The sequence below is a fragment of the Pseudokineococcus sp. 1T1Z-3 genome (genome assembly GCF_037482365.1).
Taxonomy (GTDB): Bacteria; Actinomycetota; Actinomycetes; order Actinomycetales; family Quadrisphaeraceae; genus Pseudokineococcus.
The window spans coordinates 210,374-224,296 of sequence record NZ_JBBHZF010000025.1; the positions used below are offsets into that span (position 1 = coordinate 210,374).

Annotated in this window: 13 protein-coding genes; 4 read left to right on the forward strand and 9 right to left on the reverse strand. The window is 75.6% G+C overall.

What is annotated here, in order from left to right:
* Positions 1-215: 215 nt before the first annotated feature.
* The 7 genes from typA to WDV86_RS11690 form a co-directional block, all read right to left on the reverse strand.
* Complete coding sequence (gene typA, locus WDV86_RS11660) at positions 216-2,132, reverse strand: translational GTPase TypA (protein ID WP_339567806.1); 1,917 nt, start codon at positions 2,130-2,132, stop codon at positions 216-218.
* Between the two features lie 281 nt (positions 2,133-2,413).
* Positions 2,414-2,623 carry a hypothetical protein gene (locus WDV86_RS11665; protein WP_339567807.1) on the reverse strand — a complete coding sequence of 70 codons (210 nt, stop codon included), beginning with the start codon at positions 2,621-2,623 and terminating at the stop codon, positions 2,414-2,416.
* 332 nt (positions 2,624-2,955) lie between these two features.
* Positions 2,956-3,342, reverse strand: coding sequence for an NUDIX domain-containing protein (locus tag WDV86_RS11670; protein WP_339567808.1), 387 nt, complete (start codon positions 3,340-3,342; stop codon positions 2,956-2,958).
* 101 nt (positions 3,343-3,443) lie between these two features.
* Positions 3,444-5,255 carry a BCCT family transporter gene (locus tag WDV86_RS11675; protein WP_339567809.1) on the reverse strand — a complete coding sequence of 604 codons (1,812 nt, stop codon included), beginning with the start codon at positions 5,253-5,255 and terminating at the stop codon, positions 3,444-3,446.
* 229 nt (positions 5,256-5,484) lie between these two features.
* Entirely contained in the window at positions 5,485-6,312 is an 828-nt protein-coding gene (locus WDV86_RS11680) for a class I SAM-dependent methyltransferase (RefSeq protein ID WP_339567810.1), read from the reverse strand.
* Complete coding sequence (gene ychF, locus WDV86_RS11685; RefSeq protein ID WP_339567811.1) at positions 6,309-7,394, reverse strand: redox-regulated ATPase YchF; 1,086 nt, start codon at positions 7,392-7,394, stop codon at positions 6,309-6,311. Before ychF ends, WDV86_RS11680 begins: the two co-directional genes overlap by 4 nt.
* Before the next feature lie 9 nt (positions 7,395-7,403).
* Positions 7,404-8,126: a class I SAM-dependent methyltransferase gene (locus WDV86_RS11690; protein ID WP_339567812.1), complete on the reverse strand. Its 723-nt coding sequence runs from the start codon at positions 8,124-8,126 to the stop codon at positions 7,404-7,406.
* Between the two features lie 68 nt (positions 8,127-8,194).
* Here WDV86_RS11690 and WDV86_RS11695 point away from each other — a divergent pair, with 68 nt between their 5' ends.
* Positions 8,195-9,421: a DNA recombination protein RmuC gene (locus tag WDV86_RS11695; protein ID WP_339567813.1), complete on the forward strand. Its 1,227-nt coding sequence runs from the start codon at positions 8,195-8,197 to the stop codon at positions 9,419-9,421.
* A 23-nt stretch (positions 9,422-9,444) separates the two neighbouring features.
* On the opposite strand, the gene WDV86_RS11700 is transcribed toward WDV86_RS11695, so the two are convergent.
* Positions 9,445-10,479: a 4-hydroxy-3-methylbut-2-enyl diphosphate reductase gene (locus WDV86_RS11700; RefSeq protein WP_445263052.1), complete on the reverse strand. Its 1,035-nt coding sequence runs from the start codon at positions 10,477-10,479 to the stop codon at positions 9,445-9,447.
* A 222-nt stretch (positions 10,480-10,701) separates the two neighbouring features.
* Between WDV86_RS11700 and xseA the strand changes: the two genes are divergently transcribed.
* The 3 genes from xseA to WDV86_RS11715 all read left to right on the forward strand — a co-directional run bounded on the left by xseA (position 10,702) and on the right by WDV86_RS11715 (position 13,144).
* Complete coding sequence (gene xseA / locus WDV86_RS11705; protein WP_339567815.1) at positions 10,702-12,060, forward strand: exodeoxyribonuclease VII large subunit; 1,359 nt, start codon at positions 10,702-10,704, stop codon at positions 12,058-12,060.
* Between the two features lie 164 nt (positions 12,061-12,224).
* Entirely contained in the window at positions 12,225-12,509 is a 285-nt protein-coding gene (locus WDV86_RS11710) for an exodeoxyribonuclease VII small subunit (protein ID WP_339567816.1), read from the forward strand.
* Positions 12,506-13,144, forward strand: coding sequence for a DUF1802 family protein (locus tag WDV86_RS11715; protein ID WP_339567817.1), 639 nt, complete (start codon positions 12,506-12,508; stop codon positions 13,142-13,144). The genes WDV86_RS11710 and WDV86_RS11715 overlap by 4 nt, the downstream gene beginning before the upstream one ends.
* 54 nt (positions 13,145-13,198) lie before the next feature.
* Here WDV86_RS11715 and WDV86_RS11720 read toward each other — a convergent pair whose 3' ends face one another.
* Entirely contained in the window at positions 13,199-13,849 is a 651-nt protein-coding gene (locus WDV86_RS11720; protein ID WP_339567818.1) for a DUF4245 domain-containing protein, read from the reverse strand.
* Positions 13,850-13,923 lie beyond the last annotated feature (74 nt).

A 13,923-nucleotide genomic window follows, 5' to 3' on the forward strand; every position in this document is an offset into this window, starting at 1 on the left:
CTTCTCGGGACACCCACGACCGCCACACCCGCAAAGTCCGCCGAGTGCGGACCTCCAGGGCCGGCACGCCGACGCCCCACCACCACCGCGGACGTCGCGGGCCGACACGCCGCCCCCCGTCCCGCCACGTCCGCGACCACGGGCCGCTCGACGGGTGCGTCGGTGAGCCCCCGACGACGCCAGGTACCGCCGGCGCCGTCAGCGACCCTGTCGCCTCAGCGCTTGGCGGCGCGCGCCGTCTTGCTCCGGGCGTTGGCGTCGAGGACGACCTTGCGGATGCGCACGGCGGTCGAGGTGATCTCGACGCACTCGTCCTCGCGGCAGAACTCCAGGCTCTGCTCCAGGGACAGGCGCCGCGCGGGCACCAGGCGCTCCAGCTCGTCCGCGTTGGAGCGGACGTTGGTCATCTTCTTCTCCTTGGTGATGTTGACGTCCATGTCGTCCGCGCGGCTGTTCTCGCCGACGACCATCCCCTCGTAGACCTCGGTGGTCGGGTCGACGAAGAGCGTGCCGCGCTCCTGCAGCGACGTCATCGCGTACGTCGTCGCGGCGCCGGCGCGGTCGGCGACCATCGAGCCGGACGGGCGCGTGCGCAGCTCGCCGGCCCACGGCTCGTACCGCTCGAAGACCTGGTGGGCGATGCCGGTGCCGCGGGTGTCGGTGAGGAACTCGGTGCGGAAGCCGATGAGCCCGCGGCTGGGCACGAGGAATTCCATGCGGACCCAGCCGGTGCCGTGGTTGCTCATCTGCTCCATGCGGCCCTTGCGGACGGCGAGCAGCTGGGTGATCGCGCCGAGGTACTCCTCCGGCGCGTCGACGGTCAGGCGCTCGACCGGCTCGTGCAGCTTGCCGTCGACCTCACGCGTGACGACCTGCGGCTTGCCGACGGTCAGCTCGAAGCTCTCCCGCCGCATCTGCTCGACGAGGATCGCCAGGGCGAGCTCGCCGCGGCCCTGCACCTCCCAGGCGTCGGGGCGCTCGGTCGGCAGCACCCGCATCGAGACGTTGCCGACCAGCTCGCGGTCCAGGCGGTCCTTGACCAGGCGCGCCGTCACCTTGCTGCCCTTGACCCGGCCGGCCAGGGGCGAGGTGTTCGTGCCGATGGTCATGGAGATCGCCGGCTCGTCGACCGTGATGAGCGGCAGCGGCCGGGGGTCGGTGAGGTCGGCGAGCGTCTCCCCGATGGTGATGTCGGGGATCCCGGCGACGGCGATGATGTCGCCCGGCCCGGCCTCCTCGGCCGGCACCCGCGTGAGCGCCTCCGTCATGAGCAGCTCGGTGATCTTCACCTGCTGCTGGGTGCCGTCGGCGCGGCACCACGCCACCTGCTGGTTCTTGCGGATCGTGCCGGCGCGCACGCGGCACAGGGCGATGCGGCCGAGGAACGGCGAGGCGTCGAGGTTGGTGACGTGGGCCTGCAGCGGCGCGTCCGGCTCGTAGGACGGCGCCGGGACGTGGCTCATGATCGTGGCGAAGAGCGGCTCGAGGTTCTCCGAGTCGGGCAGCCCGCCGTCGGCGGGACGCTCCAGCGACGCGCGCCCGGCGCGCGCGGAGGCGTAGACGACGGGGAACTCCAGCAGGTCCTCGGCGCCGGGGACGTCGGCGGCGAGGTCGAGGAAGAGGTCGTAGGTCTCGTCGACCACCTCGGCGATCCGCGCGTCGGGCCGGTCCACCTTGTTGACGACGAGGATCACCGGCAGCCGCGCCTGCAGCGCCTTGCGCAGCACGAAGCGGGTCTGCGGCAGCGGGCCCTCGGAGGCGTCGACGAGCAGGGCGATGGCGTCGACCATCGAGAGCCCACGCTCGACCTCGCCGCCGAAGTCGGCGTGCCCCGGCGTGTCGATGATGTTGATCGTCACGCCGTCCTCGGGCGCCACCCCCGCGGGCACCGACGGGCCGCGGTAGTGCACCCCGGTGTTCTTCGCGAGGATCGTGATGCCCTTCTCGCGCTCGAGGTCGCCTGAGTCCATGACCCGCTCGTCGACGTGCTGGTGCTCGGCGAAGGCACCCGCCTGCTGGAGCATCGCGTCGACCAGCGTCGTCTTGCCGTGGTCGACGTGCGCGACGATCGCGAGGTTGCGGATGTCGGCGCGTGTCGCCGTGGCGACGGGCGTCTGGGCGGGTGCGGGCATGGGTGTGCGCTCGTCTCGCTGGAGGTCGGGGTCCGCCCGAGTCTAAGGACCTCGCCCAGCCCACCAGGACGACGTCGGGACGGCGCGGGCCGTGGACGCCCTCGACCCGGCCCGAGCTCGGTGTCGTCGGGTGCGCTCGGCCCGCGGGCGAAGGTCAGCGGCGCCTCAGCTGCAGCCGTGAGACCACCACGGGGACCGTCCCGACGACATCACGGGCGGGCACGACGCAGAGGTGGTGGTCGGGCACGAGGACGGCCAGCCGCGGAGGCCCCCCGCGGGGGTCACTGCGAGGCGGGGTCCCCGGCCTCGAGCTGACGCGCCAGCTCGTGCTCCTCGGTCTTCCATCGACGACGGGCGTCGAGCGAGCCGTGCCGGACGGCGAGCCGGATGATCCAGTACGCCAGGAAGAGGCTGACGGCGAGCAGGGCGAGGTAGACGCCACCGACGAGGAGCAGGGCCGCTCCGGGTCCGGGGATCACGGGGTAGTCCATGTGGCGAGGCTATCGACCTGGCCGGGTGCTCGAGCCGCGCGGGGGACGTCGTCGGCCCCGGGCGAGGGACACGCCATGCCCTCGTGGCGGACGCGCCCCACCGAGCCCCCTGCTGGGCGCGCCGACGTCGGGGCGCTCTGACCACGTCCGTGGTCAGCCGCCGCCGTAGGTCTGCCGTGCGGTTCTTCGCCTGTCACCTCCCGACGTCGACGGGCCGGCTGGGAGGCGCCGCCAGGCACCGCAAGCCCCGGCGCGAGAGGCTCCAGCGGGGTGGCTCCAGCGGGGTGGGTCCCCGGCTCGGACCGAGGGCGACACCCCCCACCACCAGGGCCTCACCACCCTGCCCGTCTGGCCAGCTCGGCGACCGGGGCGACGTCGGCGGGCAGCCAGGCGACGCCAGCCCAGCAGTGGCCCTCCAGCACCGTGACCGCGTCGTGGTCCTGGAGCGGCCGCGGCTCGCCGTCGACGACGCAGGCCGTCCACACCCGCAGACGCAGCGTGCCGCGCAGCGGCCAGTCGCCGTCCGCCCTGTCCGACCGCAACCGCTCACCGAGACGCACGCCGACGCCGAGCTCTTCGGCCAGCTCCCGGTGCAGGGCCGCCTCGGGGGCCTCGCCCGGCTCCACCTTGCCGCCCGGCAGCTCCCAGCCACCGGCGAGCGACGAGGGCGCCGTGCGCCGGGCCGCGAGCAGCGTCGTCGGCCGGTCGAGGTCGTCCACGAGGGCGGCGGCGACGACGAGCGTCGCGGCGGGCTCGGCCCCACGGGCGCCGAAGCCCCCCTCGGCGGGACCGCCGAGGGGGGCTCTGCTGCCGGCTGCGGCTACTTCGCCGCCTCGCGCCGACGACGACGCAGCACCCGCGGGGCCTCGCCCTTGGCCCCCTTCGCGCCGTGGCCGGAGGCAGCACCGTTGCCGTTCGCGGTGCCGTTGCCGTTGCCGTTGCCGTTGGCGGCGTACTCGTCGAGGCGGTACTCCTCGAGCTGGCCGAAGACGTGCTCGGACGCCTCGTGGGCCATCTCGCGGCGCTCCACCGCGCGCATCACCCGCTGGCGCTCCTCGACCTCGCCCTTGAAGGCCCGGTGCAGGGCGAACATGATCCCGATGAGCACGAGGCTGAAGGGCAGCGCCGTGATGATCGACGCCGTCTGCAGCGCGCCCAGCGTGCCGGAACCGACCAGCAGCAGCGCCATGGCGACGAGGCCCTCGAGCACCGCGAAGAGCACGCGGCTCCACGTCGGCGGGTTGGGGTCGCCGCCGCTGGCGAGCATGTCGACGACGAGCGAGCCCGAGTCCGAGCTCGTCACGAAGAAGACGGTGATGAGCAGGATGCCGAGGCCGACCCAGATCGGGCCGCCGGGGATGCCGGAGAGCAGCGTGAACAGCGTCGAGTTGGTGTTCACGGTGCCGTCCTCGGCGACGTACCCGCCGCTGCCGAACACCTCGGCGTAGAGCGCCGAGCCGCCCATGACCGTGAACCACAGGAAGGTGACCGCCGTGGGGACGAGCAGGACGCCGGCGACGAACTCCCGGACCGTGCGGCCCTTGGAGATGCGGGCGATGAAGACGCCGACGAAGGGCGCCCACGACATCCACCAGCCCCAGTAGTACGTGGTCCAGCCCGCCTGCCAGGCGGCGCCGGCCTCGCCCTCGAAGGCGGAGACGTCGAAGGTCAGTTGGAGCACGTTCTGCAGGTACAGGCCGATGGACTGCACGAAGTCACGCAGCAGGAAGAGCGTCGGCCCCGTGAGCAGGACGGCGAGGAGCACGACCCCGGCCAGGATCATGTTGGTGTTCGACAGGATCTTGATGCCCTTGTCGAGACCGCTGACGACCGAGGCGGTCGCGATGCCCGTGATGACGACGATGAGGATGACCAGCGCGGTGTTCGTCGCGGTGAAGAGGTCGAGGAACTCGAAGCCCGCCGCGATCTGCGAGACGCCGAGCCCGAGCGAGGTCGCGACGCCGAAGACGGTCCCGACGACGGCGATGACGTCGATGGCGTGGCCCAGGCCACCCTTGACCCGGTCGCCCAGCAGCGGCTCGAGCGCCCAGCGGATGGAGATCGGCCGCCCCTTGCGGTGCACGGCGTAGGCGATGCCGAGACCCGCGACGACGTAGATCGCCCAGGCGTGCACGCCCCAGTGGATGTAGGACTGGGTGATGGCCTGCTGCGCCAGCTCGGTGTCGTCGCCCGTCACACCCGGGCGCGGGCTCGCGTAGTGGTTGAGCGGCTCGGCGACGCCCCAAAAGACGAGGCCGATGCCCATGCCGGTCGCGAAGAGCATCGCGAACCACACCGGCAGGGAGAACTCGGGGCGGTCCTCGTCCTTGCCGAGCCGGATCGAGCCGAAGCGCCCGATGCCGACCCAGAGCGAGAAGACGACGAAGGCGGCGATCAGCAGGACGTAGTACCAGCCGATGCCGCCGATGATCGAGCTCTGGATGGCGCTGAAGGCGTTGCCCGCCGCCTCGGGGAAGGCGAGGGTGACGGCGACGAAGGTGCCGATGATCGCCAGCGAGGGCCAGAAGACCCATGGCGCGATGCCCCACTTGCCGCCACCGCCGGCCGCCTCCGGCGTCGGCGCGTCGGCCGCCGGGTCTTCCATCTCGGGCGGTCTCTCGGTCGTGCTCATGCCGTGTGCCTCCTCGACCGAGGACGACACCTGCAGCATCGCCCCCATGTTGCGTGCGGGCACCGTGCGGCAGTGCGCGGCGCTGTCCAGCGACCTTGGTAGCACACGGTCGACGCGGTGCCGTGCCCTCGCACCCAGGAAGTTCCCGGTTCGTCACCAGACCGTGATGAGCTCCATGACCCGCTGGCAGCCCCGCTCGCTCGGCGTCACGGGGTGTCGCAGGGTCTGGTCAGTCCGCGCAGGCCGTCACGACGACGGCGTCCCCGCTGGCCCGCACCCGCCCTCGGCGGTCGATCCAGGGCTCGTGCAGCACGACCATCCGTGCCAGCAGCGCAGCGCCCGCCGCCGGTCCGAGCAGCCGGACGGCACCGGCGTGCGCCGGCGACTTCTCCCCGAGGAAGGCCCGCAGCTCGGCGACGGAGGAGAAGTCCCACGGCAGCGGCGCCGGGTCGACGCGCACGTCGGCGAAGCCGGCCTCGTGCAGCACCCGCTCCCCCGCCGCCTCGCCCCAGGAGAAGGAGTCCCACGCGCCGCCGCCCGCGACCTGCTCGCCCAGGGCGGCGGCGGCGGCCCGGGTCAGGGAGGCGACGAGGCCGCGGCGGTGCCAGACGGCGAGGGCGAGGACTCCTCCGGGGGTCAGCACGCGCCGGGCCTCGACGGCCGCGGCCAGCGGGTCGGCGGCGACGACGAGACCGAAGGCGGAGGCGACGACGGCGCACGAGCCGTCCGGCAGCGGGTGGTCGGCGAGGTCGGCGACGTGCCAGGCGACGTCGAGGTCGGCGGCGGCGGTGCGGGCCCTCCCCCGCTCGACCATCTCGGGCACGAGGTCGGTGGCGGTGACCTGCCAGCCGCCCGCCGCCAGCGCCACCGCGGCGTTGCCGGTGCCGGCGGCGACGTCGAGCGCCCGGCGCCCGTCGCCGGGGCCGAGCCGGGCGCGCACGGCGGCGGCCAGCGCGTCCGCCCCGGGCTGCAGGCGGCGCGCGACGACGTCGTAGTCGCCTGCCGCCCAGACCGAGCGGGCGGCGGCGGCGTCGCCGGGGGACGCGGGAGCGGTCACACGTTGAAGCGGAACTCGACGACGTCGCCGTCGGCCATGACGTAGTCCTTGCCCTCGACCCGCACGCGGCCGCGGCTCTTGGCCTCGGCGTGGGAGCCGGCGTCGACGAGGTCGGCGAAGGAGACGACCTCGGCCTTGATGAAGCCGCGCTGGAAGTCGGTGTGGATGACGCCGGCCGCCTGCGGCGCCGTCCAGCCGCGCCGGATCGTCCAGGCGCGGCTCTCCTTCGGCCCCGTCGTGAGGTAGGTCTGCAGGCCGAGGGTCTCGAAGCCGGCACGCGCCAGCTGGTCCAGTCCCGACTCGGACTGGCCGGTGGAGGCGAGCAGCTCGGCGGCGTCCTCGGCGTCCAGCTCGACGAGCTCGGCCTCGACGGCGGCGTCGAGGAACACGCAGGACGCCGGCGCCACGAGCGCCTCCAGCTCCTCGCGGCGGGCGGTGTCGCCGAGCCCGGCCTCGTCGGTGTTGAAGACGTAGACGAAGGGCTTGGTCGTCAGCAGCGTGAGGTCGCGCAGGAGGTCCACGTCGACTCCGGCGTCCTCCGCGCCGTGGGAGAGGGCGGTGCCCCGCTCCAGGACGCCGACGGCGGCCTGGGCGGCGGCGAGCACCGCCGGGTCGGCCTTCTTGCCCTTGACCTCCTTCTCCAGCCGCGGGACGGCCTTCTCCAGCGTCTGGAGGTCGGCGAGGACGAGCTCGGTCGCGATGGTCTCGATGTCCGAGGCCGGGTCGACGCGGCCGTCGACGTGGACGACGTCGGGGTCGGCGAAGACGCGGACGACCTGGCAGATGGCGTCGGCCTCGCGGATGTTCGCGAGGAACTTGTTGCCCAGGCCCTCGCCCTCGGAGGCGCCCTTGACGATGCCGGCGATGTCGACGAAGGAGACCGTGGCCGGGACGGTCTTCTCGCTGGCGGAGATGCCGGCGAGGACGTCGAGGCGGGGGTCGGGCAGCGGGACGACGCCGACGTTCGGCTCGATCGTCGCGAAGGGGTAGTTGGCCGCGAGCGCGTCGTTGCTGGTGAGGGCGTTGAAGAGCGTCGACTTGCCGACGTTCGGGAGGCCGACGATGCCGAGGGTGAGAGCCACGCCTCGAGCCTACGAGGCCGGGGCGGATGCTCCTGGCGGCCGCGGCTCGGCCGGTGGGGGCCTGCCGGGCGGCGCTGCGCGCGGGCATCGGTGCATCTGGACGGTGTAGTCCCCGCCCGGCGGCGCGCCGTCCCAGGCGCCCCAGCCGGCGACCGGCTCCAGCCCGGCGCCCGCGCACCAGCGGGCGAAGGTGTTAGGCAGGACGTGGCGGTCCGCGGCGAAGCCGGCGACGAGGACGCCGCCGGGGGCGAGCAGGCCGGCGAGCCGGGCGACGACGGCCGCCTCGGTGCCGGGCGTGAGGTAGACCACGACGTTGCCCGCGAGCACGACTGCGTCCAGCTCCGCGCCGAGATCGGCGACCGGCGTCGTCAGCAGGTCCCCGAGGACCCAGCGGACGTCCGGCCGGCCCGCCCCCGCGCCGGAGCCGCAGGTGCTGGCCCGGGCCTCGGCGAGCATGGAGGCGTCGAGGTCGACGCCGACGACGTGGTGACCGCGGCGGGCCAGCTCCAGCCCGACGCGCCCTGTGCCGCAGCCGCCGTCGAGCACCCGGGCACCGCGGGGCAGCAGGGCGTCGACGCAGTCGGCCTCGCCGTGGACGTCCTGCCCGTCGGCCACGAGCGCGGCGAAGCGGGCGGCGTACTCGGCCCCGCGCGTCCCGCCGGTCTCCACGAGCCAACGGTTGGTCACCGGAGGCGTCGGACCCGTGCGGGCGTCGGCGGGCGAGGTCGGCACGCCGTCGATGCTCCCACCGCCCGCGGGTCGTCCGAGGCGTTGTCGGTGGTCGCTGCCACGGTGCTCGCGTGACGACGACGGTGGTGGTGGCGGTGCTCGTGGCGGCCCTCATGCTCGCCCTGCTGGGCAGCGCGGGAGTGGCGGGCTACCGCGCCGGCCGGCGGCGGGGCGCCGACGACGGGCGCCGCGACGCGGCGGTGGACCTCGCGCGCGCCCTCGCCGAGCGGGACGGGGCGCTGGGGCGTGCGCAGGCGCTGGAGGCGGCGCGCGAGGAGGAGCACGACCTCGCCCTCGGGCTGGCGCCGCTGACGAGCAGCCTGGCGCGGGTCGAGCGGACGGTCGGGGCGCTGGAGGCCGAGCGGGCGGCGCAGGTCGGCCGGCTGGAGGCCCAGCTGGAGGCCGTGCAGCGCTCGGAGCAGGCCCTGCGGGCCGAGACGACCGCGCTCGCGGGAGCCCTGCGCAGCCCGAGCGCGCGCGGCGCCTGGGGCGAGGTACAGCTGCGCCGGGTGCTGGAGCACGCCGGGATGCTGGAGCGCGTCGACGTCGACACCCAGGTCACCGCCCCCGGGCCGGACGGCGGTCGGGTGCGCCCGGACGCGGTCGTGCGCCTGCCCGGCGGCAAGAGCGTGGTCGTCGACGCCAAGGCGCCCCTGGCCGCCTTCCTGGAGGCGGCGCAGGCGGCCCGGCCGGGCGAGGACCCGAGCGCGGCCGACCGGCGTCGGGGCGCCGCCGCCGAGCGGCACGCCAGGGCGCTGCGCGGGCACGTCGAGGCGCTGGCGGCGAAGCGGTACTGGGAGGCCTTCGCCCCCGGCCCCGAGCTCGTCGTCTGCTTCGTGCCGGGCGAGTCCTTCCTCGCGGCGGCGTGCGAGGCCGACCCGGCGCTGCTGGAGCACGCCATGGGCCGCGGCGTGGTGCTCGCGACGCCGACGACGCTGCTGGCGCTGCTGCGGACGGTCGCGGCGACGTGGCAGCAGGACGCGCTCGCCGGCAACGCCCGTGCGCTGCTGGAGACCGGCCAGGAGCTGCACCGGCGCCTCGGCACGCTGGGCCGCGGCGCGAGCGCGCTCGGGCGGTCGCTGCACCGGTCGGTCGAGGACTACAACGCCCTCGTCGGCACGCTGGAGCGGCGGGTGCTCGTCTCCGCCCGGCGGATGGGCGAGATGGGCGTCGTCGAGGCGGACATCCCGGCGGTCGAGCCGCTCGTCGACGCACCGCGACCGCTGACCGCCGTCGAGCTGCTGCACCGGGACGGCCCGGCCGCCGACGACGACGAGGTCGAGCGGCGGGCCGGGTGAACGGTCCCGTCAGCCCCTGACCGTCAGGCCTTCATCGCGGCGGCCGTCTTGAGGTCGGCGCGCAGCTCCCGGGGCAGCGAGAAGAGGAGGTCCTCCGAGGCGGTCCGGACCTCCTCGACGTCGCCGAAGCCACGCTCGGCGAGCCAGGCGAGCAGGTCCGTGACGAGGATCTCGGGCACCGACGCGCCCGACGTGACGCCCACGGACGAGACGCCCTCCAGCCACGCCTCGTCGGCCTCGCCGGCGTGGTCGACGCGGTAGGCGGCGTCCGCACCGTGCTGCAGGCCGACCTCCACCAGGCGCACCGAGTTCGAGGAGTTGGCCGAGCCCACGACGATGAGCAGCTCGACGCCCGGGGCGATCTTCTTCACCGCCACCTGGCGGTTCTGCGTGGCGTAGCAGATGTCGTCGCTGGGCGGGTCCTGCAGGGTCGGGAAGCGCTCGCGCAGCCGCTCGACCGTCTGCATCGTCTCGTCGACCGACAGCGTCGTCTGGCTCAGCCAGACCACCTTCTCCGGGTCGCGCACCGTCACGGCGTCGACCGACTCCGGCCCGTCGACGAGCTGGACGTGCTGCGGCGCCTCGCCCGCCGTGCCCTCGACCTCCTCGTGCCCGTCGTGGCCGACGAGCAGGATGTCGTAGTCGTCCTTCGCGAAGCGGACGGCCTCCTTGTGCACCTTCGTCACGAGGGGGCAGGTGGCGTCGATCGTCTTCAGCTGCCGCTGCGCCGCCGCCTCGTGCACCGCGGGCGAGACGCCGTGCGCCGAGAAGATGACGGTCGCACCCTCGGGCACCTCGTCGGTCTCGTCGACGAAGACCGCCCCACGCCGGGAGAGCGTCGCGACGACGTGCTTGTTGTGGACGATCTCCTTGCGCACGTACACCGGCGCCCCGTAGTGGTCCAGCGCCTTCTCCACCGCGATGACGGCGCGGTCCACGCCGGCGCAGTAGCCGCGGGGCGCGGCGAGGAGGACCTTGCCGCGACGCCCGGGCCCGACCTCGCCGGCGTCGCCGGGCGCCGCGACGTCCGGGCTGGAGGAGGCGCCCGCCTCGGCGATGCGGTCCTGGACGGCCGCGGCGGAGGAGGCCGCCGGCTCCCCGGTCGGTGCGTCGCCACCGTCCACGGGGACCGCCCGGTGCTCGCGGGAGTCGGAGGTCTCGTCGGCGGGGCGGTCGGCGGGAGTCACGCCGCCAGGGTACGGGGCCGCCCCTGGCCGGCCCCCTGCCCGGAGGTCGTCGCCGGCCTCGGCGGGCGCCGGCGCCTGCGTAGGGTCCGGCGGGTGAGCCAGCAGCCGCACCGCCCGAGCCCTGCGGCGCGGCCGGGTGCGGGCGACGGCAGGCAGGGTGCGGGCGACGGTGGGCGCGGCGCGGGCGACGGGCCGGCCGTCGCCCGCGAGGCAGACGGGGCCCGACGCCCGCTGCCGGCGACGGCCGCGGCGACGACGGCCGAGCAGCCGTGGCCGGTGCGCCTGCTGTCGACCAAGATCGCCGACTACGTCGGGCGGATGTCCTCGCTGTGGGTCGAGGGCCAGCTCGTGCAGGTCACGCGGCGCCCGGGCCAGGCGACGGCCTTCTGCACGCTGCGCGACGCCGACGTCGACATGTCCCTGCAGCTGACGACCTCGGTCAAGGTGCTTGACGCCCTGGGCCCCGCGCTCGTCGAGGGGGCGCGCGTCGTCGTCCACGCGACGCCGGAGTTCTGGGGCCGGCGCGGCAGCCTGCAGCTGCGGGCCGACGCCGTCCGGCCGGTCGGCACCGGGGAGCTGCTCGCCCGCGTCGAGGCGCTGCGCCGGGTGCTGGCCGCCGAGGGGCTCTTCGCCGACGCGCGCAAGCGACCGCTGCCCTTCCTGCCGCGCGTCGTCGGGCTCGTGTGCGGCCGGGCGAGCGCCGCCGAGCGCGACGTCGTCGTCACCGCGCGCACGCGCTGGCCGGGTGTGCGCTTCGAGGTCCGCGAGGTGGTCGTGCAGGGCGTCGACGCCGTCGGGGCGGTGAGCCGCGCCGTCGGTGAGCTCGACGCGATGGAGGAGGTCGACGTCGTCGTCGTCGCGCGCGGCGGCGGGTCGCTGGAGGACCTGCTGCCCTTCAGCAACGAGGCCCTGCTGCGGGCGGTCGCCGCCTGCCGGACACCGGTCGTCAGCGCCATCGGGCACGAGGTCGACTCGCCCCTGCTCGACCTCGTCGCCGACGTGAGGGCCTCGACGCCGACCGACGCGGGGCGCCGCGTCGTCCCCGCGGTCGCCGACGAGCTCGCCGGTGTCGCGGCGGCCCGCGAGCGGCTGCGCCGCGCCGTCACCAGCCGGGTCGCCGCGGAGGCCGCGGTGCTCGCCGCGCTGCGCGCCCGCCCCGCGCTCGCCGACCCGGCGCGCGGGCTCGCCGGACGACGCGAGGCCGTCGACGCCGTCCGCGCCCGGGGACGCCGGGCGCTCGGCTCCCGGCTCGCGCACGAGGCCGCGGAGGTCCGGGGGCTGCGTCGGGCGGTGCGGACCCTCAGCCCCGCCGCGACGCTCGAGCGGGGCTACGCCGTCGTCCAGGACGCGGACGGGCACGTCGTCCGGGACGCCGCCGCGCTGGCGGCAGGTGACCGCGTCCGGGTGCGCCTGGCCGCCGGGGAGGTCGTCGCCGCCGTCGAGGAGAGCTGAGCGCCCTCCCCCGACGACCTCGCGCGCCCTCCTCGCGGGCAGGTCGTCGCCAGCTCACCCCTCGCCCCCTCCCGTCAGGTGGGTCGTCGCCGACGAGCGCTCCCTGGCGCCGTGGCGGGGACGTCGTCGCCGGCCCGCCCCCCACCGGCGCCTACCCTTCGGACGTGCCCGACTCCTCCTCGCCGGCCACCGGCGCGCCCGCCACCGACGACGCCCAGGACCCGCACGCCGGTGGGGCCGCTCCCCCGGAGGGCGCGGCCGACGCCTCGTCGCTCGGGTACGAGAGCGCCCGCGAGGAGCTCGTCGGCGTCGTGCAGGCGCTGGAGGCCGGCTCGGTGCCGCTGGAGCGCTCGCTCGAGCTCTGGGAGCGCGGCGAGGCGCTCGCCGCCCGCTGCGAGCAGCTGCTCGAGGGGGCGCAGCGACGTCTGGACGCGGCGACGGCCTCGTGAGCACGAAAGCCGGCGACCTGCCCGCGCTCAAGGAGTGGGGCGCGGTCGCGCACGCGCTCCTGCGCGGCCGGCAGTGCCTGCTGCTGCGCAAGGGCGGCATCCACGAGAAGCGCTTCGAGGTCGGCGCCGGCCGGTTCCTGCTCTTCCCGACCGTCGCGCACAGCCACGCCGAGCAGGTGCGTCCCGAGCACCAGGACCTCCTGCCGGCCGGCGCGGCCGACTCCACCGAGGAGCGCGTCGTCCTGCGGTGCGCGCTCGACGTCGTCGACGTCGTGCCCGTCGAGCGTCCCGAGGCCCTGGCCGACGTGGGCGACCTCCACATCTGGACGCGCGGGTCCGTCGACGCCCGGCTCGACTTCCGCCCGCGGCACCGCCTCACGGCGCTCGTCGTGCGGGCACGCCCGCTGGCCGAGCCCGTCGTCGTCGAGCGGGGTCCGCGGCACCGCGGCTGCTCGAGCTGGGTCGACCTCGCCGAGGACCTGGAGCACCGGGCCGACGACCTGGAGCACCGGGCACGGGCGGACGCCGGCGACGTCATCACACCCGAGCGGCTGTGGTCGCACGCCGGCCCGCCGGCCCTCGACGACGCGACGCTCCAGCGGGCCGCCGGCGCCGTCCGCCGCGCCCTCGCCTGACTGGCCTCCGCAGGCGCGCCCTGGGACGCCCGACGACGAGCGTCCTCGGACGCCCTACGGCGCCACGGCCAAGGCGTCCTGCGTCGCGGTGGCGAGCTCGATGAGCTCGGGCACCTGCGCGGTGCCGAGGACGGCGACCGTGACGTCGTCCACCTCGCGCACCAGCGCGCGCAGCGGCGCCTGGCTGCGGGTCCGCGGCTCGCGGACGTAGACCTCCCACGCCTCGCCCGCGACCTCCTGCTCGCCCTCGAGCGAGCCGGCGTCGGTGACGGCGTCCACCCAGCCGCTCACGGCCCCGCCGGCGACCATGAGGCCCGCGTTGTCCCCCGAGGGCGTCACCCAGCGGGCCACCCACGTCACGGTCCCGGCCGGGCCGGCCGGCTCGAGCCGGGCGACGTTGGCCTCCCAGTCCTCCGGCACCTGCGGCACGGGCACCGGCCACTCGACGCGCTCCCGCGCCCCGAGCGCCGCCCCCGCGACGTCGACGTCCGCGCGGCCGACGTCGCTCGGGCGCGGCACGAGCAGCAGCACCGGCACGAGGAAGGCGGCGACGACGGCGAGCGAGAGCAGCATGTCGCGGGCGGTCTGCCGCGTCCGCGGACGACGCGGCGGGGGCTGCGGCGCTCCGCCCTCCTCCTGGCCAGGGCCTGCGGGGCGGGAGCCCGTCGCCCTGGCGGGCGGGGTCCCGGACGACGAGCTGCTCACGGCCCCATCATCGCCGCCGCACGGGCGTCCTCCCGACCGGCCCGCACCCGCGACCCGACGTGACGTCCGCCACC

Coding starts and splice junctions, on each gene's coding strand:
- typA (WP_339567806.1), bottom strand. CDS start 2,132: ATGCCCGCACCCGCCCAGACGCCCGTCGCCACGGCGACACGCGCCGAC.
- WDV86_RS11675 (WP_339567809.1), bottom strand. CDS start 5,255: ATGAGCACGACCGAGAGACCGCCCGAGATGGAAGACCCGGCGGCCGAC.
- WDV86_RS11665 (WP_339567807.1), bottom strand. CDS start 2,623: ATGGACTACCCCGTGATCCCCGGACCCGGAGCGGCCCTGCTCCTCGTC.